We start from the raw sequence: 23,636 nt of genomic DNA on the forward strand, positions 1-23,636 counted from the left end.
TTGTATGAAAAAGGATGTGGAATGTGGAAATTCACCCATTACTTTTTATTGCAAGTCCGGTCTATATACAAGAAAAACGAGTTGAAGTTGAAGAAGAAAGTACATCAATTTATGTACGACCTACCACTGAAAAAATAGAAAATGCCCTTATTGCCCGACAGCTCCATTATTTTTCGAAGCCGATGAAAGAGCCAAGGGTATTGTTATTTATTTTGCAATCAGGTGAAAAAATACACGGGTCAATCGATAAAATAAGTGGTAGTCAAGTATTGTTGAATTGTCATGATACTAAACGCTGGATAAAAGCAAATGAGATTGTATTAATTCATCATACTTTATAAAAAGGAGGAGCCAAGTTAATGGCTCCTCTTTTTTAGTTTGTTTCATGAAAGAAAATACAGCATCCCGCGCTATGCGCGAGATGTGTTTTTTAACAAGAATTAGTCACAAATGCCAAGGTCCACATCATCGATACATTGAACAGCACAGAAGCAATCTAAATCAACTGTGATACAGCTATCTGAAGCCTCAAATTCTGTCACTTTACATACTTGACGGAAGTCAATAGCTGTTCCTTGATCGTTTAGTAAATCAACTGTACGCTCATTGTCATCTTGTGGTACAAGAACACGCAATGTTGCACAGCAGCCATCAAATACATCCTCAACACGGAAATAAATTGATACACAAGGACAATCATTTCCATCTGCTGTAGTGAATGTTGCAAAGAATGGAGAACCATCCTTGTTTAATAAAGTAAATACACGTGTGTCGACATTGTTACGTGCCGGGTTAACAATTCCACCAAGCGGCTCTAGGAAACAGTTTGTTGTACAGCGACTGCATTCATCTTGTACTGCCGCATTTTGAATTTCTAAAATCGCACGGACAACCTCGCAAACACAGCCACGTGATTGGTGATGTCCGCCAGCTCCACCTACATCATTATTACCTCTTCCACAACCCATAAATTTTTCACCTCCGGTTTACTTAACTCTTACTAATAATATGACCCAGGTTTTAAAAGAATCGGGCGAATGAACAGGTTTGGTGAAACTTCTATGGGCGTTGAATAATTCAAAATAAGGGAGGTTATACTTGGAGAAAAATGGACTAAAGGGGGGACTGTTATGTGGAAAGCATTTATGGCATTAAGTTTGGTTCTAGTTCTTGCAGGCTGCAATGACCGGGAGAAGGTTGTAACGTATGGAATGACAGACAATGAACAGAATCAGGAGGAAGTGGAAAAGCTTTTAAAAGAAGATGATGCAATTGAACAGGCGAATCTTTTAGTAATTGAAGATGAATTATTTGTCGCAATGCAATTAAAACCATTTGAAAAATGGAACCGCCAAAAAATTGAACAAGATTGGAAAAAGAAGTTGGAAGATAAATTTTCCGATAGTAAAGTCAATGTTTCCGCGGATTTTAAAATGTTTTGGGAATCGACTAAATTGATGGAAGAAAAAGACCAGAAAAAAATGCTGAAAGAATTGCATGCATTAAAAAGGCTTGCTAAGGAGGAAACGTAACTTGAAAGAGCAACAATACAATACGTTAAAAGATCAAATTACACCGAAAACGCCTCTTGCCATCAATTGTTTAAAAGCTTTTGCAGTTGGCGGTGTAATTTGTTGTGTAGGACAAGCAATTTCCTTTTTTTATATGATGTTTTTTGATTTTACGGAAAAAACTGTAGGTAACCCAACGGTGGCAACAATGGTGTTTATCGCCATGCTCCTGACAGGGTTCGGACAATATCGTAAACTAGGCCAATTTGCGGGAGCCGGAAGTGCAGTTCCGGTAACAGGGTTCGGTAATGCTGTTGTTTCTGCAGCAATTGAAGGGAAATCGGAAGGACTTGTATTAGGTGTCGGCAGTAACATGTTCAAGCTTGCCGGCTCGGTTATTTTATTTGGGGTCGTGTCGGCCTTTTTTGTAACCTTGATTAAATTAATACTAGTATCGGTAGGTGTCGCGGCGTGGTAATTGTTTTTAAATCAAAGCCATCCATTCTTTCCTCTGGTGTTGTAGTGGGACCTTTGGAAAAAAGAAGTGTATTCCAAACGTATTTTGACAAAATTTCGACCGACGAACGGTTGCAAAAAGCTTCGAACGAAAAAGGGAATGCTATGCTTATCTCTGAAGCATGTCAGACTATTTTAAAAAAATCGAACTTAAATAATTTGGATATTGATTATTTACTGGGCGGCGATTTAGTCAATCAAATGACACCTACAAACTTTGCAGCTCGGGAACTGGCTGTTTCGTTCATCGGTCTTTTTTCTGCCTGTGCAACATCTGTCTCTTCTATAGTTATCGCTTCATTATTGACAGAACTGGGTGCCAGTGATTTTTCTATTGCCGGTGCCTCAAGCCAGCATAACTCGGTCGAACGCCAGTTTCGCTATCCGGTTGATTATGGAGGTCAAAAGCCTGCAACTGCGCAGTGGACTGTAACAGCAGCAGGATTTGTATTAATTGGTAAGCATCAGCCGAAGCTACCGTATGTAGAAGCAGCAACAATCGGAAAAGTAATTGATTACGGAGCAACAGATCCATTTCACATGGGTGGAGCAATGGCACCGGCAGCATTTGATACGATTCAGGCACATTTAAAAAAGCGTTCGCAAACAATACAAGATTACGATGTCATAATGACAGGTGATTTAGGAAAAATCGGATTGAAAATTTTAATTGCGATGTTTGCACAAAGTGGTGTGAAAAAAGAAGATTTATCAAGATTCCGTGATGCCGGTGCAGAATTTTACGGTGAAGATACTGCATTTTTGGCAGGTGCGAGTGGTGCGGGTTGTTCTGCTGCAGTCTATAGCGGCTATATGGTGGAACAATTTAAAAGTGGTCGTTACAAGCGCGCATTATTAGTGGCGACAGGAGCCCTTTTATCGCCGCTTTCTTTTCAACAAGGTGAGTCAATTCCGTGCACAGCACATGCAATTGAAATCGGGATGGGGTGAGTACAATCGGCTTTACATTTTTAGTGGCATTTGTCGTTGGTGGTTTAATTTGTGTAATTGGTCAGTTATTAATGGATGTAGGAAAGCTGACACCTGGTCATACATTGTCCATTTTAGTTGTAGTAGGAGCAATTTTAGATGGGCTTAATTTATATGAAGCCTTAATAAACTTCGCCGGTGCCGGTGCGACAATTCCAATTACTTCATTTGGAAACTCATTGACACATGGAGCGATGGCAGAAGCTGAAAAGCACGGCTGGATTGGTCTCTTGACAGGTATGTTCGAGGTGACAAGCTCTGGAATTAGCGCTGCAATATTGTTTGGTTTTATCGCAGCATTAATATTTAAGCCTAAAGGAAAAGTAGATTAGACGAATACCCTCCTTTTTTTTGAGTGTTTGCATACACTACAAAATAGAAAGGGGGGTATAAGTATGTCTGGATATGGTTGGCAGCAGCAAGGTTGGCAACATGGTGGCTGTGATTATGGTTGTTCCCCAGGCTATGGCGGTAATAACAGTATGACATTCGTATTGATCGTTGTACTCTTTATTTTACTTATTATCGTTGGTAGCGCATTTATTTAAGGGAGGTAAGTAAACAGTATGGATCGTTCGTTTTTTAAAAAAGTGGAGCGCAAAACCGGTGTTGATTTCGATGAAATTATGACGCTTGCAAATGCATTAACGTATGCAGATTTCTCGGATGAAAAACAAGTCCGAAAAATCGTGAAAAAAGTAAGCCGTCTCGCAAATAAACCGATTACGAGTGAACTTGAAGATAAAATTGTCCAATCAATCATTCAAGACGGTAAATCTTTGGATTTTTCGAAAATCGAGAAAATGATGAGGTAAGTCGGAACTTAAAAAGTGGCGTAACAATACGAATAACATCCATCTTCTTCAGCGGAAAATGGATGTTTTTCTACTTTTATGAGATTAAAAGAATTAGATTTTCTTCTCCATAGCGCGATGCGGAATGCCAGCATCCATAAATTCCGGGGAAGTAACAGTGTATTCCAGTTTCTCATAGAAAGGAACTGCATAGCTTTGGGCATTCAATTTAAGTTTTTCAAAAGCTGCATTCTTTGCGTATTGTTCAACAGCTTCCATAATTAATGCGCCAAGTCGTTTACCGCGATAGTTGTTCAATACGCAAACACGTTCAACTTTTCCGACTTTCGGTTCGACTTCCCGAAGTCTTGCTGTAGCAATCGAATTTTCACCTTCATTTACCAAGAAATGAACGGCTGTCTCATCATATTCATCTAATTCCAAACTTAGTGGAACTCCTTGCTCTTTGACGAACACTTCTTTACGTAGCGCAAATGCATGTTCGCGATCTTCGTCAGTTGTAACTAGTTTTACTTCAAACACGTATTACTCAGCTCCAGTCAATTTGTATGTTTCATAAGTTGTCCATGAGCCGTCTTCCAATTGGTAAAGCAAGTGGAAACGATCGATCGAATCTTTTTCATCTACTCCAACCATACGCAATTGACCGTGAATATCATCATGCTCGGAAGCGCTCATTTTTTGTGCAATGGTAATATGCGGCACAAATACATGCTTTGGCGCACCAAAATTGATTTTTTCCTGAATCAATTTTTGAATATTTTCCAACTGTGGTGTTGGCTCAACTCGGAAGTAAATGGCATTCGTCGTCGGGTAAAATGAACTGATTCGAGAGGCGTGAATTTGTAAAGGTGCAAACCTTGATGCCACTTCCTGCAAATGCTTGGAGATTTCCCCGATTTCAGATTCATCCGCGTCAAACGCATCTTTGAGCGTAATATGAGGTGTGATTAAAGCATAATGCGGGTCATAGCGTTTGCGATAAGTGTTCGCTAAATCTTGTAATTTTTTAGATGGAAAAGCAACAATACCGTATTTCAAATTCATTACCCCCTAAAAATATTATAAATAATTTCATATAGCACCGTGCTAAATGAATGTGAGACGTCCTGTAAATGGCATAGATTTATACAACTATTAATGATAACAAAAATCTAGATACAGCCACACCAAGGCGTAATTGTTTTAATTATAACAGAAAAATTTGTGAATAAACATTTCCAACATACCGTATTATCCGAAAATTTCAATTAGTGCACGTTTTAGATCAGGTTTCCAATAAGTCCATGTATGATTTCCATTGAATTCTTCATAGAATGTATCAATACCATGTTGAACGAACAGTTGATGCAGCTCACGGTTCGGTGTTAAGAGATCTTTAACCGAACCATCCTTTAAAGCCACTTGATCTTCCTGGAGGCCGATAATATGGTACAACGAAAGAATATTGACATTTTTCGCATCCTTAACCACCTGTAATACAAGCTCATCTACATAAGGTGATTGTAAAATAGCTTTACCAAAAATATTAGGATAATGGAATGCAGTCATTAATGAAATGGTTGCAGCCATAGAATCACCTATTAATGCACGACCACCGCCGACTTGTGTAGTTGAAAATTCATCATCTAAATAAGGCACGAGCTCATGTGCCAAAAACCGCATATACGCTTCAAATTGATCTCCTGCTGGTATATATTTTCTCTTTCGATCTTCATAGTTTTTGTATGGCACACCAACAATAATTGTATTTTCAATTAAATAGCCATCGATCAGTTCATCTGCGAGACGCGGAATGCCCCCTAGCTGAAAATAATCTTTACCATCGGATGCGATTAAAATGTTATATTCATATAATGGAGAATAATTCGCTGGAATATAAATTAGTAGTTCTAACTCTTCGTTTAATGCATTGCTAAAAAAAGTAACATCTTTTACTGTGCCTCTCTCCAATGTTGTCACCCCTGTATTTTGATGTATCTAAAATTGTATCATATAGTAAAATAAAGGTGTAATATATAAAGAAAGCCATAAAGTGAAACTTGAATCACGGGTAGTTGACTTCCCGCATAAATGCAGGAGGCTTATTAACCGTTAATGCGGGAAAAATGAGTGCTTAAAATAAACAGAAGTGAGGATTTCTTATGCATAATAAAAATATTCGTGTACACTCAGACGAAGTAACAAAAGCTACCTATGACGCGTTGGAACGTCGTCATGTAACAATTGAAGATATTGCTGAAATCGTGTTTACGATGCAATCACCATATAATGAAGGTTTAACAATCGAACACTGTATTCAATCGGTTGTTCGTGTTTTAAATAAACGTGAAGTGCAACATGCTGTACTAGTCGGAATTGAGCTTGACGAACTGGCGGAAAAAAGATTACTGTCGGCACCGCTTCAAGCAATTATCGAGGCAGATGAAGGACTGTTTGGTGTTGATGAAACTTTGGCATTAGGCTCAGTTTTTACGTATGGAAGCATTGCCGTAACAACTTTCGGCCATTTGGATAAGCAAAAAATCGGGATTATTGAAAAGCTTGATACAAAAGCGGGCGAATCAGTAAATACATTTTTAGACGATCTAGTTGGGAGCATCGCAGCTTGTGCAGCTTCACGATTGGCACACCGTATGCGCGATTTAGAAGAAGAAGGCGGTACATTCGCAGATATTCCACCAGTAGAATTAGGACCAAATCCTAAGTCAAACACGGACATTTAGAAAGGGTTTAAATAGAATCGATGAAATTAAAAGATGTAAAAACGCTAATTACGAGCGGTACTATTATTATTGCAGTAGGTTTATACTTAGCATTTAGTGAACCTAAAAAAAATACGGAGCAAACAACTTCCCCTGCAATTACGGATCAAAATATAGAATACAAACTTACAACTGATGTTGCGATGGACAAAACAGGCAATCAGTTAATCGACGTGATATATTTGAATGCCAATGATGGCGATACATTCAATGTCGAAATGGATGGTAAAAAAGAGCGTGTACGTCTTCTTATGATTGACACACCTGAAATGAACTATAACAAAGGCGAACCTATGCCATACGCAGAAGAGGCAAAGGAACGTACGATTGAACTGCTGGAACAGGCGGAATCAGTTCAACTTTTGTTTGATAAAGGCCCTGAGACAGATAAATATGACCGGTTATTGGCATATGCTTTTGTAGACGGTGTTAGTTTACATGAAATTTTATTAAGTGAAGGTCTGGCAGCAGTGCGTTATGTCAATAAACCGAATGATACTCTGGAAGATGAGCTTTTGGAAATTCAGCAACAAGCTGAACAAGAAGAGCTGAACATTTGGGCTCAGGACAACTATTTACAGCGTGACGGTTTCCATCCGGAAGAAGTAAGCAAGTAATTCTGATGCAAATAAAAATTTGTTAATAATGAAGGCGGACTTGAAAATAACTTTTCAAGTCCGTTTTTTTTTGCGTTTTGCCTCATAAAGGAAGATTTTGTTTCCCGTTTAGCTCATGTTGAAGAAGCAGGTTGTATATAAATTAACTGGATTGGTATGATGGTATGGCAAGAATCTTTAGGATTTAAATTACTTATATCTTTCGGAAGTATATTTATTTTAAGGGGGAAGAATGATGACAAAAGTTTTAATGTTGCATGGTGTTAACCACAACATGTTCGGAAAACGTGATCCTGAACATTATGGAACGATCACTTTAGAGGAAATTAATCAAACGATTCAGGAACTGGCAAACGAGCTGAATGTTGAAGTGGAAACTTTCCAGACAAACCACGAAGGTGAATTTGTGGAGAAAATTCATGATGCGTTCCTTTCCGGCATTGATGCAATTGTTTTAAATGCTGGTGCCTGGACTCACTACAGTTACGCAATTCGAGATGCTTTAGATATTTTTACAGGTCCAACAGTTGAAATACATATGTCCAATATTCATGCACGTGAAAGTTTCCGTGAAAAATCTGTATTTGCGGATATAGTGACAGGTCAAATCTCTGGTTTTGGCAAAGAAAGCTATTTGCTGGGCATTCGTGCAGCAGTACAAGCAATAAAAAACAATTAATAGTAAAAATATTAAAATTGCCCTAAATACTTCGGATAAATTACTAAGCGATTTCTATTATGGAAATCGCTCGAATTTAATATTTATATTCCCTGCAGAGCATCCTTCCCGATGCATTCTAACGCATTGTATTTTTCATTGAAAATATATGGATTGTAATATTTTGAGACGTTGCAAATACGACAAATTCATGAAGTTTGCCATCAAAAGAAGCAAATTTATTATAAATGAGAATATTATCAATTGAGAAACAGGTAATTTTATGGCATGCTATATAGTGGTATTGAGAAATATTCTCTATTAGAAATTGAAATATATAGAAAAGGAGGAGAAATAGTGTGAGAAAAAGTTTCTTCATATTTTTTGCTGCTCTTTTTTTGGTAGCGTTTACTTTACCCAATAATTCATCCGCAGCGATTGCTGATGGTACATATGATGTTAGTTATCAAGTAAATAAACCCGGGAGCAATTCGGCATCTATGGCGAATGACTATTTTTTAAAGCCAGCCAAATTAATTGTAAACAACGGAAAAATGACAATGCAGCTTACGATTAAAAACAGTAGCTGGGTTACGCAGTTTAACCCTCCGGGCGGAGCGAAAGTAATCAGCTCAAATGAGTCGGCAGACCAGCGTACAGTGCAATTTCCTGTTACCAATGCAAATCTAGTGACAATAGCGATGAAAATCGACATTGATGATATCGATTACCATCATAGCTATAGTGTTGATTTTGTATTTAATAGCGGGGGGTTACCTGAAGCGAAAGTAGAGGAACCTAAAGAAACGGTAAAGCAGGAACCGGCAAAAACAGCTCCCGCACCTAAGGAAACACCGACAAAGTCGTCAGGAAGTAATACTACTTCTTCAAATACACCAGCACCATCTACTGAAAAGCAGAATACAGATTCATCCGATCAGCAAGCGACAACAGAAACAACAAAGACAGATGAGTCAACAAAATCAGATGAAGAAATTGCGTCTGAAACGAAGCAAGCTGAAGATTCTGAGGTAGTAGAAAATCCGGAGACGAGCGATGAATTACCGTTAATGGCGATTATTTTATTTTTCATAGCAGCCGTTGTATTCATCCGCACTAAGAAAACAAAAACTATATAGACAGATAGGGGAAATAAAGAATGGCAAACAAATCAAAGGCAACTAAAGCAGTATTAGCATCATTACTTGCTACATCAGCTATCGTACCTGCAATGGCAGTATCTGCAGACACAACTACAGGAACGAAGGCAGCAGAAGCGGCAACTACAACAGCATCAAAAACAATTGACTTCAAAGTTGAGGCGGATGATGCACTAAAACGTTTTATCCCAACTACAGGTAATTTAGTTGAGCGTAATGGTCAGCAATATATCAATATTGAATTATCAGACGCGGTACTAGCAATGGTAAATAGTGTGACAGTGGCAGGACAACCTGCATTGGCTGAATATAGCGGGAAAAAGCACATCAACATTCCAGTAACTGAAGATTATGTTCCTGTAGAAGCTACTTTAAATATGACAATTACTTTCGTTGGTAAAGATCCGGTTGATTATAAAGTTACGTTAACACCTGATGCAAAATCAATTAAAGAAGTAACGGAAACAACAAAGCCGGTTGAAGAAGAGAAAGTTTTCAAAGTAGGTAAAACATTTGAGTCGGTAGCAGACGGTACATATGAAATCGTTTGGGATGCATACAATGCAGAAAAAATCGGCAATTACAAAGCGATTTCAAATCACTTCTCACCTAAAGCGAAGTTAATCGTTAAAGATGGCAAATATTCAGTAGAAGTATCTGTTGCAGAAGCTTCAAAAGAAATGGTAGCAGGATTTAAAATTGCTGGTAAAGAAGCGACTGAAAAAGATGGCGTTTACACAGTAGAAATTCCATCAATAAGTGATTTACATGATGCAGGGGTTCACGTTGTTGTTCCTGCAGCAAAAATGGATAAATGGTATGACTTCGGTTTCGCAATCGAAACAGCGGACTTAGAATTACCTAAAGCTGAAACCAAACCTGCTGCTCCGGAAGAAAAAACAGAACCAGTTTATGTATATAAAGATGGAACAAACGAATTATCAATCATGCACGGCCGTTACCTTGAAGAGACAGTAACAGTTACAGCAACTGAAGGTGGCTATGATGTTGATGTAACATTCCCTGAAGGTCAATGGGTAAACGACTTCAAAGTGGAGGGTGCAACTGTTGCATTAAAATCGGAAGAAACAGTAGAGAATAATAAAGTACAAGTTTACACAATTTCTGTTACAGATCTTGCTAAAATTTACACAGCAACAATTGACCTTTCTGTAAACCAAGGTCCGGTTAAATATGACAGTGTTCATAAAGTTCAATTACAGTTCGGTGGTAAACAAACTGTTACTGTTCCATTTAAAGATATCGCAAACAACGGTAACAAAGATGCGATCATTAACCTTTACAACAAAGGAATTTTCATCGCTGCAGAAAAATTCAATCCAGGCAACAACTTGAAACGCTCTCAATTTGCGTTAATGTTAAATCGCGCATTAAAACTGGATGTACCGGCAAAAGCGAACTTCTCTGACATCGCAAAATACGATGATGAAACAAAAACTGCAATTAATGCATTAAACGGTTACGGTATTATTAACGGTAAAACAGCTACCACATTTGCACCTGGACAAGATATTACTCGTAAACAAGCAGCTTTAATGATTTACCGTCTATTAGAGAAAAATGGCTATAAAGCATCTGGCGAAGTAGCAAAATTCTCTGATATGCCGAAAGAAGCGGAAGCATCAAAAGCAATCTCTGAATTAAACAAATTAGGTATTATTTCTGGTTTTGAAGGGAAATTCAATCCGGAAAACAAATTAACACGCTCTCAAATGGCAAAAATCCTAAACAATACATTAACTGTTGTTGACGGTTTAAAGAAATAATTAATGATATGTAAATGGCTTATAACAAACAGCCATTGCTAATACTATTTTAGGTAGGGTTGTGTTAAAAGCTGAGCTTTTAATACAGCCCCAATCCTATTTTTAAGCAAGGACAGTTAATAGGTTACGCTTAAATTGAACTAAACTTCCATCTAGTTGGGGATGAAATTTTACTTCAGTTTAAACAGCTAGGAGGAAAATAAATGAAGAAGTGGTTAATCGGTCTCGCACTGAGCATGGCGATACTTGCGGGATGCGGAAATAGTGAACAGAAAGCAGCGTCATCCAATACCGCTGATGATAATAATGCGTCAGAACAGACCTCAGCAGTTGAAGAGGAGCATCGTATTATTGCCGGAACAGTTGTCATTGCACAAATTTTGGACCGGCTGGATCTTGATGCAGTCGCAATTCCGGATACGGTGAAGGATTTGCCGGCACGATTTGAGGATCTGCCGAATATCGGGAATGCGATGGATCCGGATGCGGAAATCATTAAATCGCTCAATCCTACGGAAGTGCTGTCCGCATCAACATTGGAATACGATTTAAAGGATAAATTTGAGCAATTGAAAATTCCGGTCGATTTTGTTGATTTAACAAGTATTGAATCGATGATGGGCGAAATTACAGCACTTGGTGAACGCTACAACCGTGTGGACGAGGCAAAGGCTTTAAATGATGAGCTACAGACTGAAATTGATGCGGTAGAGGTTGCAGCAAGTAATGAAGAAAAGCCCCGTGTACTCATTTTACTTGGAGTACCTGGCAGTTATTTAGTGGCAACGGAAAATTCCTATGCGGGAGATCTAGTACGTCTTGCAGGCGGTGAAAACGTCATGGCTGGTCAGGATGCAGAATACTTGCCTTCAAATACAGAACATTTATATTCATCAAACCCTGACGTTATTTTACGTTTATCGCACGGTATGCCGGATGAAGTTATTGAAATGTTCGATACGGAATTTGCCAAAAATGATGTTTGGAAACATTTTAATGCTGTGAAAAATGGACAAGTATATGATTTAGAAGAAGAATTATTTGGTACGACAGCAGCATTAAATGTACCGGAAGCGCTCAATGAACTAGTAGAAATATTTTATCCATAGCCCCTGCCTTATAGACTTAAGCAGGGAGAAGAGGATAGGCGGGACAAAAAAATCCCGTTCTCGTTATCAATAACAATGTTGGAAAAGCAAAGTTGAGGAAGGTTTTGCTTTTCATCATATAAAGGATGTTTTCTGTGACCAAAAAAATTTTCAGCTTTATCGCTGTCACTGTATTGCTTGTTATAACAATCATTTACGCAGCGACAACAGGCAGCATACAGATGTCATTTTTCGACTTTATAACGAATTTCTTCAATGCCGATAATGCGGATATGGCAGCGATTAAGGATTTGCGTTTTCCAAGGATCATCGTTGCGATATTTGCAGGAGCTGCACTATCGGTTGCCGGTGTTTTATTGCAGGCGATTATGCGAAATCCATTAGCGGATGCCGGCTTCATCGGAATATCCGCGGGAGCTGCATTTACAAAATTATTTATCGTAAGCTTCGTACCGACATTATTTTTCTTTACACCACTAGCAGCATTTATCGGAGGAGCGCTTGCATGTTTCTTCGTTTTTCTGCTTTCCTGGAAGTCAGGGCTGAATCCATTAAAGTTAATTTTGGTCGGGATTGCGATTAATGCCATGTTCTCAGGGCTTACAGAAGCGATGATCAGTTTTGGTGCATCGGCAACAGGTTCGATTACGTCAAATCTTTCCTTAAAAACTTGGGATGATGTATCGTTAATTGTTACATATGGCTCGATTGGTTTACTTCTTGCATTTATTTTATACGCTTCTTGCAATGTGCTCGTGTTATCCGATAAAACGGCAAAAAGTGTCGGTTTTAATGTAACAGCTGCACGCATTCTCATTTCGACGGTTGCCGTAATGCTAGCTGCTTCATCTGTAGTAGTGGCAGGGGTCATTTCATTTGTCGGAATTTTAGTGCCGCATATCGCACGCCGACTTGTCGGTTATGATCATAAAGTGTTAATTCCATTTACGGCACTACTGGGCGCATTTATTATATTATTGGCCGATACACTTGGACGTACAATGTTCAGCCCGATGGAAGTACCCGCATCAACGATTATGGCCATAATCGGAGGACCATTCCTCATATTCCTACTTAGAAAAGAGTGACAACCAATATGGAAATAAAACAAGTAGTCGTTTCCCATGACGGGACGACCCGTCATTTAAATGCAGTATCGACCGCTATTCCAAAAGGGAAAGTGACGACAATTATAGGACCGAATGGCTGCGGGAAATCCACATTGCTAAGTGTCATGTCACGAAACAACGAACCGCTTGAAGGTCAGGCAACGCTCGAAAATCGGGACTTGGTGGAATATAAGCCGAAAGAGTTTGCGAAGAAATTGGCGATTGTGTATCAGCAAAATGATATACCATCAGATTTGACGGTGGAGAAGCTTGTTATGTATGGACGGATGCCGCATACTTCATTATTCAGAAAGAGAGCGGAAGAAGATGAGGAGGCTGTTACATGGGCGCTTACTTGTACGAATCTGCTTCAAAAACGGCATAATGATTTATCGGCACTTTCCGGTGGCGAACGCCAGCGTGTATGGATCGCAATGGCGCTTGCACAAAAGTCGGAAATTCTTTGTCTGGACGAACCGACAACGTATTTGGATATATACTATCAGCTGGAACTGCTGGAGCTCGTAAAGCAGCTGAATGAACAGTACGGCTTGACGATTGTGATGGTGCTCCACGACATTAATCAGGCAATCCGTTACAGTGACCACATTATTTTGATGAAAGCCGGTAAAATTATTGCAGAAGGTGTACCACGCGATATTCTTACAAAAGAAGTAATCAAGGAAGTATACGGGGTCAATTCCGTGTTTCATGAAGATGAGCAGTTCGGATTATATATGATGCCGCTAAGTATTTAATATGCGGAAATTTGTTCAAATTGTAAGTGGCATCGTGATGATTATTTGCGCGGGGATTATAATCCGTTATTTTTTCAGCTATGAGAAAGTGGAAAAAGAGCTTGAAAATGCACAGCAAATTGTCGAACAAAGTGAGCTTGCCACAATTCAACAGCAAAACGATCGTATTATCGGCTGGCTCACACTGGAAAATACCCGTCTTGATAATCCTGTTTTACAAAGAGATAATAACGAATTTTACTTAACTCATAATTATTTGGACGAGAAAAGCCGGGGTGGGAGCATATTTGCCGATTTTCGCAATGAGGTAATGGAAGACCGTCATACAATTTTTTACGGGCATGTTTTACGCAATGGTACGATGTTCGGAGATTTGCCTAAATTTGGCGAGCAGGCATATGCAGAAGCCCATCCGGTTTTTTACTATGAAACTAACGACAAGCGCTATGCATTGCAAGTGTTTGCCGCCTATGAAACAACGATCGACTTTTATTATATCGAAACACAATTTACAGACTACACATATACGCAGTTTTTAGAGGAGATTCAGCAGCGTTCCGATATAAAACTGCCAGTTCATGCAACGGCTACAGATAAAATTGTTACATTGTCGACATGCACGACATCACAAAATGACAAAGAGCGTTTCGTCGTTCATGCAAAAGTAGTCGAACTAGAAAATAAGAGGTGAAGTATGATGAAAAACAGTAAAAAATTAATGACTGCTTTACTTGCTGTTTCTGTATTGGCAGCATGTGGGCAAAAAGAAGAACAAGTAGCAGAGCCTGTGGAACAGCAGGAAACAACGATAGATGTTAGTGCAGAAGCAGAGCAGTTTAAATCGCTTTTTACAGGGCAAATGGACAGCTTTGTAACAGATACCGAGCTTTTAGCGAGTGCTATTAAAGAAGGTAAACTGGAAGACGCACAGAAGCTGTATCCGTTAGTAACCCTGTATTATGAACGACTACAGCCGCTAACTCCGAGTTTCCAGGAGCTTGACGAAAAAATAAACGGCGACCTTGTTGAAGGGAAAGAAAAGGAAACGACAGGCTTTCAACGTATAGCATATGGATTATTTACTGAAAAGAAGACAGCAGGGTACGAAAAAATAGCGGATGAACTCGTTGCCGATGTGAAGACTCTTCAAGCCGATTTTGCGACAATTGATGTGTCGGAAAATAATGTACTTGCTTCAGGTGTGACTATGTTTCAGGATATGGCAAATAACCGCTTAACTTCACCGAGCATTGCAGGAAATGAAGTATATGCAGTGAAAGCACAGACAGAAGCTGCCGAAGATTTAACGGAAGTGTTTGTACCTCGTGTTTCAACTGAAAGTGCAGATGCTGCATCAAAAGCAATTACAGCATTAAACAAAATTGTAGCATACTACGAAGTAGGAAAAGAAGATTACGTAAACTATAATCTCTTTACGACAAAACAAGAACAGGAACTCATTACCGCAGTGACAGATGTCGAAAAGGCACTACAGCAAATGAATGATTCAATTAAATAATGGGATAAACAGGCATAAATAAAGCGGTTCAAATTTTACGACATGTAAAGTTTGAACCGCTTTTTATATAAAGGATTTTTTTAATCCAAATGCTCATGTTTTATATATTGAGTAGCTGATTGAGGAATGTCTTTATACGAATTTTCATTGAAAGCATCTAATGCCTCATCATCAAAAGTGACAGTTAAAATTTCCTTATTTGTATTTTTAACAGGCATAAACCACTTTAGTGTAATATTATTTATCTCTTCCACGTGCTGGATTTCGTTAAGTAAGTTATAACTATCTTTCAACAATGTAGTTTCACTAAGAAATTCTGATGCCTTTAGTGAGACGATAACATTTTGTTTCTCATCAACCGGTATAATTTCGATATTCAGCATTATATTTTCGACAAACTGTTTCAGCACGATTTCAGTCAACATCAGCATAGTGTGAGTTTTTAATTGCTCCTGAGTCATCGATGCCTTTGCTTCAATGATTGTTTCTTCCTGATCGGAATTCTTCATTTTTATAATATATTGTACTGAAACGGCGCAAACAAAAATAAGTAAGGCGATTAACATAGATTTCAGTAATTTATTTAAAATAAGGATAACCTCCTATGAACTTAGCGTAATAATCACTATTATATAGTCATTATGCCACAAAAAAATACTAAAAAGGACTGTCAATTGTGACAGTCCTTTTAAAAATTAAGTATTTTGTTCTTCATTAGGAATAGTAGCAACAAATTCGTCAAAGTATAAAAATGATTCATCCTCAAGTTGTTTAACTTTCTGTTCGTTTAATCCAATAGATAATGGCCCGGAAAAAATCTCGCCCCACCAAGTTTCAGTAATAATCATTTTATATAGCCTCCTTGTACGATTGTTTTACATTACTTATTATGTTCGATTATTTATTTAGTTATGAAATTCCCATATGCCTTTATTTATAAACATTTCTTTAAAAATTAAGACAATTTAATCATGATGCCTCCTTTTTTTAGCAGGATATTTTTTAAACTTTGTAGTAGTTATTACTATAGTTAATATGTGTGAACAGCTATAATTTATGCATACATTTATCTTCATTCAATAAAAATGATTATTTTCTTTAGCCGTTGATGAATGAAGCCGGATTTCTGTATAGGTCACGGATATTAACTATGGGAAGGATGAAAAAAATGAATTTTACTGCAAATGATGTTGAACAAATGATTGAGAATCAGCGCGCTTTTTATTTTACTGGCGCTACAAAAGATGTAGAATTTCGTAAAGAACAGCTCGTAAAATTAAAAGAAACAATAAAAAAATACGAAGATCAAGTTATAGAAGCTTTAGCATTGGATTTGAGAAAAAGTGAGTTTGAAGCATTCACTACTGAAATCGGTATTGTTTATGATAGTATTTCCTATTTTTTAAAAAATATAAATGGCTGGATGGAACCACAGCCTGTCAAAACTCCGCTTCATTTCCAGCCCGCAAAAAGCTATGTTGTACGTGAACCATATGGAGTGGCATTAATTATTGGACCATTCAACTATCCTTTCCAATTGATTATGGAGCCATTGATCGGGGCGATTATCGGAGGGAATACGGCGATCGTAAAGCCATCGGAATCTGCCGAAAATACAGCATTTATTGTGAAGAAAATCCTCGAAGAAGTATTCTCTCCTGAATATGTACGTGTTGTAGAAGGAGAAAAGGATGAAGTAACGGCATTAATCCATGCATCATTTGATTATATATTCTTTACGGGAAGTGTGGCGGTTGGAAAGGTTGTTGCAAAAGCAGCAGCAGAGCGTCTTACACCGATTGCATTGGAATTGGGCGGAAAGAGTCCAGCAATTGTCGACCAAACAGCAGGTTTGGATGTAGCTGCGAAGCGGATTGTTTGGGGGAAATTCAATAATACAGGCCAAACATGTGTGGCGCCTGATTATGTTCTTGTCCATACAAGCGTTGCGAAGAAATTTACGCGACTCCTTAAGAAAGCAATTAAAGAATTTTACGGTGATGATCCACAGCACAGTCAAGATTACGGGCGTATTATTAATGAACGCCAATTCGACCGTCTGCAGAAAATTTTAGATAATGAACGGGAAACTGTCACATTTGGTGGTCGCACAGACCGAGAGGATTTATATATGGAACCAACAGTGCTGGAAAATATTACGTGGGATCGACCTTCCATGGAAGATGAATTGTTTGGACCGATTTTACCAGTTATGACATATGAGAATTTACCAAAAGCGATTCATGAAATTCGTCAATTGCCGAAACCATTAAGTGCTTATTTGTTCTCGGAAAATGAAAAAGCCATCGCATACTTTTTAGAAGAGCTTCCGTTTGGCGGAGGCTGTATAAATGATGTTATTACACATGTCGGCAATACTCATTTACCGTTTGGCGGAGTAGGACCTTCAGGTGTGAAAGCATACCACGGAAAAGCAAGTTTCGAAAACTTCACACACCCGAAATCGATTATGCACCGTTCTAATAAACTGGCAAATAGCTTGCTATATCCTCCGTATAAACAAAAAGTAAAGCTTGTTCGAACAATTATGAAATAAAAAAGAAGGCTTTCCCGAAAGTGAAATCAGGAAAGCCTTCTTCTATTACTCTCTCATAATCGGAAATGTTAATAATATTTCAGTACCAACATGCTGCTTGCTTTTAATCTGGATCGATCCTTGATGATCTTGCACAATTTTATTGATAATCATCATGCCGAGCCCTGTTCCTTTTGTCTTAGTTGTATAGAAAGGTTCGAATATCCGATCCAGTACATGTGGAGGAATACCGCATCCAGTATCAATAATCTGGATATAGATTTCCTTCTCATCTTTACTTTTGCACACTTGCAATGTAATAGAACCATCTTCATTAATCGCTTCAATCGCATTTTTAAATAAATTAATAAATACTTGCTTCAGTTGATTTTTATTTCCTAATATTGTAATGTTCAAATGCTCATTAATAATTTTCAAGGAAATCGTTTTTGACTGGAACTCATATTGAAGAAACTGAACGACTTCCGATAAAGCTTCCGCCAAATTAATTGGGGCATACTGGTTTGCTTGAGGTTTAGATAGTACAAGAAACTCCGATAAAATTAATTCAATTCGCTCTGTTTCATTTTGAATGAGCTTCGTATATTCATAATAAGGTGAATCCGGATCTTCATTCATCATTTGAACATACCCGGAAATGACCGTCATCGGGTTGCGGATTTCATGAGCAACACCCGCGGCAAGCTCTCCAACAAGCTTCAGTTTTTCCGATTTTAATATCAGATTTTCATTTTCCTTAATATAGGAAATGTCCCGCGAAATGACAGACGATCCGATAATTTCACCATGCGGACTCAAAATAGGCGACAACGAAATTTGTGCATCGAAAAAAGTGCCGTCTTTTCTCATATCGGTCGTTTCATGCAGATGATATTTCTTTCCGGACATCAGATCTACTTTTCTTTGTTTTGATTCTTCCTCGTTTTCCGGTGGAATGAGTGGCAGAATACGACCGATTGCTTCCTCCTTGGTCCAGCCATACAATTTTTCGAATGCAGGATTTACGGCAATGACACGGTCCTCCAAATCAAAAACAGCGATTGCATCATTTGCCTGTTCAAAAAACAAGTTCAAATAGGCGTGTTTGGAGTTTAAATAATATTCGCGGTCAATCGCATTTTTCTCCAGCTTCATCCATATATGCTTAATAAAGAAACTTTGAGCAATACTAACAATACAAATGATAATCAAAAAACTGAAAACTAGAAAATGCTCCTGTGATCCAAATAATGTGAAAGAGAAAATTGATAATTTATATAACATAAAAATCTCCAAAATAATTAATAATATATTAATAGCTAAGATTACAGATGAACCGTAAATTGTCAAAATAGCGATAATATATAGAAATGCGTAAAAGGTAATAATGCTTACACTTTGAAAGTTAAAAAGAAATGCAAGTAAATGCCAACAGACGATTAAAATTATCTGAAGGGTTTTAGGCGACAATTTAACATAATAGAATGCAACGAGCAGAATACTACTTGCAACACAAACGATTAAAAAAGCGGGATGGTGATTGAAAAGTTGAAAAGTAATTACAACAGCAAATACGGTAGCAGAAAAAATATAGGTGATTATCATAAGCAAGTTTCGCTTATTCAGAATTTCATGTTGCTGCATAAAACACCTCGGATAAGTAATATTAACTATAATGATACAGTAATTCATGATGTCGATAAATGGCGAATTTTGATATGATAGATATATCGTATAAATAAATTAAATAAGTGAACAAAGTGGAGTCTTTATAATTTTAGTTCTTAAATTCTGTATATTGAGTCAATAATAAGAAAAATGAACTTTTGTATTATATGTCCAAAGTCCTTATATTGCAAACATGTTTATTTTATACGGAAACATTACAGTTAATGAAAAGCGTGGAAATTTCAATCTATGCACAGTATGATGATTAGTACATAGAAGAAAATTATCATTCGCAATTATATTGCAATTGTGGGGGAAAGAATTATGTATGCAGAAGAACTTTTAAGTACACTGATGCAAAAAAAAGTTGTAGGTCAATTACCGAAACTGATTACCGATATTGCGATTGACTCGCGCAGTGTACAGCCAAACAGTTTATTTATTTGTATAAAAGGTTTTACGGTGGACGGGCATGATTATGCTCAAAAGGCAGTTGATGCAGGTGCAACTGTAATCGTTACAGAACGTCTATTACAATTAGATGGAGAAGTTCCACAAGTAATTGTAAAAAATACGACACGTACACTTGGCATTTTAGCGGCAAAGTTTTTTGATTATCCATCGAAGGATATAATGATGATCGGAGTAACAGGTACAAACGGGAAAACAAGTGTATCTGGAATTATCCACAATATATTAATCGGACTTGGCGAAAAATCGGCATTGTCGGGAACAATCGGTTTCAATCTAAATGGAGTGCTATATGAATCGGCAAATACGACAAGTGATTCATTAAATACACAACAGATGATTTTCCGTGCGAAAAGCGAAGGCTGCCGAGCAATGGTGATGGAAGTTTCGTCACATGGTTTAGCATTAGGCCGTTTAGCCGGTGTTGACTATGATGTGGCGGTATTTACAAATTTAACGCATGACCATTTAGATTTCCACGGTACGATGGAAAACTACGGCAACACAAAAGGTTTGCTGTTTTCTCAGCTTGGACAAGACTTGGAGAAAAACAAGCATGTCGTTTTAAATGCTGATGATCCATGGTCTGAGCGCTATTCGGAAATGACACCATATCCAATTTGGACTTACGGATTGCATAATAAAGCGATTTTCCGTGCAGTAAACTGCCATTATGAAAATGGAATGACGCAATTTGATATGGAAACACCGGAGGGTACATTCCCGGTATCAATGCATTTACTAGGTGAATTTAATATTTACAATGTCCTCGCAGCAACAGCCGTTTTCTATGCTCGCGGCTTCCCGATTGATGTCATTATAGAACAAATTGAAATGCTACCGCCGGTGAAAGGGCGTATGGAGAAAGTAGATTCGGATTTACCGATTCAAATGTTCATCGACTATGCACATACACCGGATGCAATTGAAAAAGCGATCAATGCGGCAATGCCATATAAAAAACAGGAAAATAAATTAATTTTCCTTGTTGGTACAGGTGGCGGACGCGATAAAACGAAACGTCCGACAATGGCAGAAAAAGCATCTGTTGCTGATTATGTTGTCCTGACGACAGATGATCCGCGCTATGAGGAATTTGACAGTATTACGGGTGATTTGGCAAAAGGCATGAAACATAAAAATTATGCCTGTATCGGTGACCGTGCGGAAGCTGTTAGACATGCAGTAAGCGTAGCAAATCCTGGTGATATTATTATTTTCGCAGGTAAAGGTCATGAGGACTACCAAATTATCGAAAATACGAAATATCCGCATAGTGATGCGAAAATTGCGATTGAAGCTGGAAAGTTAAAATTTGTATAGATTATGCTATAATTTTTTCAAATCCACCGTGTTAACGTAATGGCGTTAGCGGTGGATTTTTTTGGAGGTGACAAAAATGATCCATTCATTTTTACTGAGTATGATTGCGTATTGCACTGTGAGCTTCCCGATTTATTGCATATTGCGAATGTTCTATATGAAAAATAAAACAAGAAATGCACGGCGCGAATTGGTGATGCTCGTATTCTTCTTTTACAGTGTCAGTATTTTTTCACAAACGATTATCCCAAACTTCCAAATCTCGAATGGACAGATCTATTTTGATACTTCGACCGCATATGTGCGCAGCAATTTCACCCCATTACAAACAATTATGCTGTATTATGACCAATTGAATGGACCATTGGCAAATATCGCATTTTATAATTTGGCAGGCAATATTGTCCTGTTTATTCCTTTTGGTTTCTTTATTCCACTGTTATGGAAAAAATTCAGAGGATGGCGCATCATGCATATCGTTGCATTCATCATCCCGTTATTTATTGAAGGAACACAATATTTTATTGGTCGTAGTATTGATGTCGATGATGTATTATTAAATGCAATTGCCATTGTGATCGGCTTTATGCTCTTCAAAATATTCCAGAGATTACGTAAAATGAGCACGCCAAAGTAAAAAAGGTTGTAACAAATGACTGTTGTCTTTTAAAATAAGAAAGTATGAATAAAGGAGACGAAATTAATGACTTTAGAACAAGATATATTATCGCGTCGTACATTCGCCATCATCAGTCACCCGGATGCTGGTAAAACGACGATTACAGAAAAACTACTATTATTCGGTGGAGCGATTCGTGACGCAGGAACAGTAAAAGGAAAGAAGTCAGGAAAGTTTGCGACATCTGACTGGATGGAAATCGAGAAACAACGTGGGATCTCGGTTACTTCTTCTGTTATGCAGTTCGATTATTCAGGCTGCCGTGTAAACATTCTGGATACACCTGGACACCAAGACTTCTCGGAAGATACGTACCGTACGTTAATGGCTGTAGACTCGGCTGTCATGGTAGTCGATGCGGCTAAAGGGATCGAGGCCCAAACATTAAAGCTATTCAAAGTTTGTAAAATGCGCGGTATTCCGATCTTTACATTTATCAACAAATTAGACCGTCAAGGGAAAGAGCCACTAGAGCTTATTGAAGAATTGGAAGAAGTACTTGGCATTAATGCATATCCAATGAACTGGCCGATCGGTATGGGGAAAGAGTTCCTTGGAATTTACGACCGTTACAACAAGCGTATTGAGCAGTTCCGTGTAGAAGAAGGTGACCGCTACTTACCGCTTGATGGAGAAGGGCATTTAGCTATAGATAACGATATGAAAAAAACATCGTACTATTCACAGGCTATCGACGATATCGAACTTCTAAATGAAGCTGGAAATGAGTATTCGGAAGATAAAATTGCACGTGGTGAATTGACACCGGTATTCTTCGGTTCGGCATTAACAAACTTCGGTGTTCAAACATTCCTTGATACGTATTTAAAATTTGCACCAATTCCTCAGCCTCGTATTACGGAAGATGAGCAATTTATCGATCCTGTAGACCATGGCGAGTTTTCTGGATTCATTTTCAAAATTCAAGCGAATATGAACCCGGCACACCGTGACCGTATTGCATTCGTGCGTATTGTATCTGGTAAATTTGAGCGCGGAATGAACATGACACTTTCACGTACAGGTAAGTCTTTCAAAGTGACACAGTCAACACAGTTCCTTGCAGATGATCGTGAAACAGTAAATGAAGCTGTTGCAGGTGACATTATCGGTCTTTATGATACAGGTACGTATCAAATTGGGGATACTGTAGTCGGAGGTAAGAAAACATTCAACTTTGAAAAATTACCTCAATTCACACCTGAAATTTTCATGAAAGTTTCGGCGAAAAACGTAATGAAAGGGAAGCAATTCCAAAAAGGCGTTCTGCAATTAGTACAAGAAGGCGCAATTCAGTATTTCAAAACAATGCATACTGAAGAAGTAATCCTTGGTGCGGTTGGTCAATTACAGTTTGAAGTATTCCAGCACCGAATGATTAATGAATACAATGTAGAAGTAATTATGCAGCCGATTGGCAGTAAGATTGCACGTTGGATTGAAAATGAAGAAGATGTGAAAGATTCAATGCATTCTCAACGTTCAATGCTTGTTAAAGACCGTTTCGATAATAAAGTATTCTTATTCGAAAACGAATTTGCGATGCGTTGGTTCTCTGAGAAAAACGAAAATATTCAATTATACAGCTTGTTATAATCTAATATTAAAGCCCCGGTGATTTTCTTTGAAAGAAAATTGCCGGGGT

28 protein-coding genes are annotated in these 23,636 nt (G+C 38.0%); 21 read left to right on the forward strand and 7 right to left on the reverse strand.

The features are described from left to right. Nucleotides 1-14: 14 nt before the first annotated feature. On the forward strand, nt 15-341 hold the full coding sequence (locus AC0VXV_RS04255; protein WP_475530487.1) for a 4-diphosphocytidyl-2C-methyl-D-erythritol kinase: 327 nt from the start codon (nt 15-17) through the stop codon (nt 339-341). Between the two features lie 99 nt (nt 342-440). Here AC0VXV_RS04255 and AC0VXV_RS04260 read toward each other — a convergent pair whose 3' ends face one another. Continuing rightward, nucleotides 441-968 carry a CotY/CotZ family spore coat protein gene (locus tag AC0VXV_RS04260; protein WP_475530488.1) on the reverse strand — a complete coding sequence of 176 codons (528 nt, stop codon included), beginning with the start codon at nt 966-968 and terminating at the stop codon, nt 441-443. Between the two features lie 162 nt (nt 969-1,130). On the opposite strand from AC0VXV_RS04260, the gene AC0VXV_RS04265 reads away from it, so the two are divergent. The 6 genes from AC0VXV_RS04265 (at nt 1,131) to AC0VXV_RS04290 (ending at nt 3,832) form a co-directional block, all read left to right on the forward strand. After that, entirely contained in the window at nt 1,131-1,532 is a 402-nt protein-coding gene (locus AC0VXV_RS04265; protein WP_475530489.1) for a YhcN/YlaJ family sporulation lipoprotein, read from the forward strand. A 1-nt stretch (nt 1,533) separates the two neighbouring features. Further along, nucleotides 1,534-1,989 (forward strand): stage V sporulation protein AC, encoded by a 456-nt coding sequence (gene spoVAC / locus AC0VXV_RS04270; protein ID WP_079524794.1) that lies wholly within the window; start codon nt 1,534-1,536, stop codon nt 1,987-1,989. Continuing rightward, nucleotides 1,983-2,978, forward strand: a complete 996-nt coding sequence (locus tag AC0VXV_RS04275; protein ID WP_475530490.1) for a stage V sporulation protein AD — start codon at nt 1,983-1,985, stop codon at nt 2,976-2,978. The genes spoVAC and AC0VXV_RS04275 overlap by 7 nt, the downstream gene beginning before the upstream one ends. Continuing rightward, on the forward strand, nt 2,975-3,349 hold the full coding sequence (gene spoVAE, locus AC0VXV_RS04280) for a stage V sporulation protein AE (RefSeq protein ID WP_079524798.1): 375 nt from the start codon (nt 2,975-2,977) through the stop codon (nt 3,347-3,349). The genes AC0VXV_RS04275 and spoVAE overlap by 4 nt, the downstream gene beginning before the upstream one ends. A 63-nt stretch (nt 3,350-3,412) precedes the next feature. Then, entirely contained in the window at nt 3,413-3,565 is a 153-nt protein-coding gene (locus tag AC0VXV_RS04285) for a YjcZ family sporulation protein (protein ID WP_340717455.1), read from the forward strand. Nucleotides 3,566-3,583: 18 nt separating this feature from the next. Then, complete coding sequence (locus tag AC0VXV_RS04290) at nt 3,584-3,832, forward strand: stage VI sporulation protein F (protein ID WP_079524802.1); 249 nt, start codon at nt 3,584-3,586, stop codon at nt 3,830-3,832. Nucleotides 3,833-3,925: 93 nt separating this feature from the next. Here AC0VXV_RS04290 and AC0VXV_RS04295 read toward each other — a convergent pair whose 3' ends face one another. The 3 genes from AC0VXV_RS04295 to AC0VXV_RS04305 form a co-directional block, all read right to left on the reverse strand. Beyond that, on the reverse strand, nt 3,926-4,354 hold the full coding sequence (locus AC0VXV_RS04295; RefSeq protein WP_475530491.1) for a GNAT family N-acetyltransferase: 429 nt from the start codon (nt 4,352-4,354) through the stop codon (nt 3,926-3,928). Between the two features lie 3 nt (nt 4,355-4,357). Further along, a complete protein-coding gene (locus AC0VXV_RS04300; RefSeq protein WP_475530492.1) occupies nt 4,358-4,873 on the reverse strand; it encodes a YjcG family protein in 516 nt (171 codons plus the stop codon). Between the two features lie 192 nt (nt 4,874-5,065). Then, complete coding sequence (locus tag AC0VXV_RS04305; RefSeq protein ID WP_475530493.1) at nt 5,066-5,785, reverse strand: alpha/beta hydrolase; 720 nt, start codon at nt 5,783-5,785, stop codon at nt 5,066-5,068. A gap of 191 nt (nt 5,786-5,976) precedes the next feature. Between AC0VXV_RS04305 and AC0VXV_RS04310 the strand changes: the two genes are divergently transcribed. The 10 genes from AC0VXV_RS04310 to AC0VXV_RS04355 all read left to right on the forward strand — a co-directional run bounded on the left by AC0VXV_RS04310 (nt 5,977) and on the right by AC0VXV_RS04355 (nt 15,314). After that, the gene (locus tag AC0VXV_RS04310) at nt 5,977-6,558 is read left to right on the forward strand and encodes a phosphatidylglycerophosphatase A family protein (protein WP_475530494.1); all 582 of its coding nucleotides are present in this window, start codon (nt 5,977-5,979) and stop codon (nt 6,556-6,558) included. A 20-nt stretch (nt 6,559-6,578) separates the two neighbouring features. Beyond that, the gene (locus tag AC0VXV_RS04315) at nt 6,579-7,214 is read left to right on the forward strand and encodes a thermonuclease family protein (RefSeq protein WP_475530495.1); all 636 of its coding nucleotides are present in this window, start codon (nt 6,579-6,581) and stop codon (nt 7,212-7,214) included. Between the two features lie 235 nt (nt 7,215-7,449). Continuing rightward, on the forward strand, nt 7,450-7,893 hold the full coding sequence (aroQ, locus tag AC0VXV_RS04320; RefSeq protein ID WP_475531400.1) for a type II 3-dehydroquinate dehydratase: 444 nt from the start codon (nt 7,450-7,452) through the stop codon (nt 7,891-7,893). 338 nt (nt 7,894-8,231) lie between these two features. Continuing rightward, entirely contained in the window at nt 8,232-9,011 is a 780-nt protein-coding gene (gene isdC / locus AC0VXV_RS04325; RefSeq protein ID WP_475530496.1) for a heme uptake protein IsdC, read from the forward strand. 20 nt (nt 9,012-9,031) lie between these two features. After that, nucleotides 9,032-10,819: an S-layer homology domain-containing protein gene (locus AC0VXV_RS04330; protein ID WP_475530497.1), complete on the forward strand. Its 1,788-nt coding sequence runs from the start codon at nt 9,032-9,034 to the stop codon at nt 10,817-10,819. Nucleotides 10,820-11,022: 203 nt separating this feature from the next. After that, nucleotides 11,023-11,928, forward strand: a complete 906-nt coding sequence (gene isdE, locus AC0VXV_RS04335) for a heme ABC transporter substrate-binding protein IsdE (protein WP_475530498.1) — start codon at nt 11,023-11,025, stop codon at nt 11,926-11,928. A gap of 134 nt (nt 11,929-12,062) precedes the next feature. Then, a complete protein-coding gene (locus AC0VXV_RS04340) occupies nt 12,063-13,016 on the forward strand; it encodes a FecCD family ABC transporter permease (protein ID WP_475530499.1) in 954 nt (317 codons plus the stop codon). An 8-nt stretch (nt 13,017-13,024) separates the two neighbouring features. Further along, nucleotides 13,025-13,795, forward strand: a complete 771-nt coding sequence (locus tag AC0VXV_RS04345; protein ID WP_475530500.1) for an ABC transporter ATP-binding protein — start codon at nt 13,025-13,027, stop codon at nt 13,793-13,795. A gap of 1 nt (nt 13,796) precedes the next feature. Further along, nucleotides 13,797-14,486 carry a class B sortase gene (srtB, locus tag AC0VXV_RS04350; RefSeq protein ID WP_475530501.1) on the forward strand — a complete coding sequence of 230 codons (690 nt, stop codon included), beginning with the start codon at nt 13,797-13,799 and terminating at the stop codon, nt 14,484-14,486. Between the two features lie 3 nt (nt 14,487-14,489). Next, complete coding sequence (locus AC0VXV_RS04355) at nt 14,490-15,314, forward strand: imelysin family protein (protein WP_475530502.1); 825 nt, start codon at nt 14,490-14,492, stop codon at nt 15,312-15,314. An 80-nt stretch (nt 15,315-15,394) separates the two neighbouring features. On the opposite strand, the gene AC0VXV_RS04360 is transcribed toward AC0VXV_RS04355, so the two are convergent. Both AC0VXV_RS04360 and AC0VXV_RS04365 read right to left on the reverse strand, forming a co-directional pair. Beyond that, entirely contained in the window at nt 15,395-15,823 is a 429-nt protein-coding gene (locus AC0VXV_RS04360; protein ID WP_475530503.1) for a hypothetical protein, read from the reverse strand. A 186-nt stretch (nt 15,824-16,009) separates the two neighbouring features. Continuing rightward, on the reverse strand, nt 16,010-16,162 hold the full coding sequence (locus tag AC0VXV_RS04365) for a hypothetical protein (protein WP_008403534.1): 153 nt from the start codon (nt 16,160-16,162) through the stop codon (nt 16,010-16,012). A gap of 320 nt (nt 16,163-16,482) precedes the next feature. Here AC0VXV_RS04365 and AC0VXV_RS04370 point away from each other — a divergent pair, with 320 nt between their 5' ends. Continuing rightward, entirely contained in the window at nt 16,483-17,871 is a 1,389-nt protein-coding gene (locus AC0VXV_RS04370) for an aldehyde dehydrogenase (protein ID WP_475530504.1), read from the forward strand. A 45-nt stretch (nt 17,872-17,916) separates the two neighbouring features. Here the strand turns inward: AC0VXV_RS04370 and AC0VXV_RS04375 are convergent, their stop codons facing one another. Further along, a complete protein-coding gene (locus tag AC0VXV_RS04375) occupies nt 17,917-19,494 on the reverse strand; it encodes a two-component system sensor histidine kinase NtrB (RefSeq protein ID WP_475530505.1) in 1,578 nt (525 codons plus the stop codon). A 348-nt stretch (nt 19,495-19,842) separates the two neighbouring features. Here AC0VXV_RS04375 and AC0VXV_RS04380 point away from each other — a divergent pair, with 348 nt between their 5' ends. The 3 genes from AC0VXV_RS04380 (at nt 19,843) to AC0VXV_RS04390 (ending at nt 23,587) form a co-directional block, all read left to right on the forward strand. Next, a complete protein-coding gene (locus tag AC0VXV_RS04380; RefSeq protein ID WP_475530506.1) occupies nt 19,843-21,312 on the forward strand; it encodes a UDP-N-acetylmuramoyl-L-alanyl-D-glutamate--2,6-diaminopimelate ligase in 1,470 nt (489 codons plus the stop codon). A gap of 76 nt (nt 21,313-21,388) precedes the next feature. Beyond that, entirely contained in the window at nt 21,389-21,949 is a 561-nt protein-coding gene (locus AC0VXV_RS04385) for a VanZ family protein (RefSeq protein WP_475530507.1), read from the forward strand. Nucleotides 21,950-22,015: 66 nt separating this feature from the next. Then, nucleotides 22,016-23,587: a peptide chain release factor 3 gene (locus AC0VXV_RS04390; RefSeq protein WP_475530508.1), complete on the forward strand. Its 1,572-nt coding sequence runs from the start codon at nt 22,016-22,018 to the stop codon at nt 23,585-23,587. Nucleotides 23,588-23,636 lie beyond the last annotated feature (49 nt).

It is taken from the genome of Solibacillus sp. iso_87, assembly GCF_056173085.1.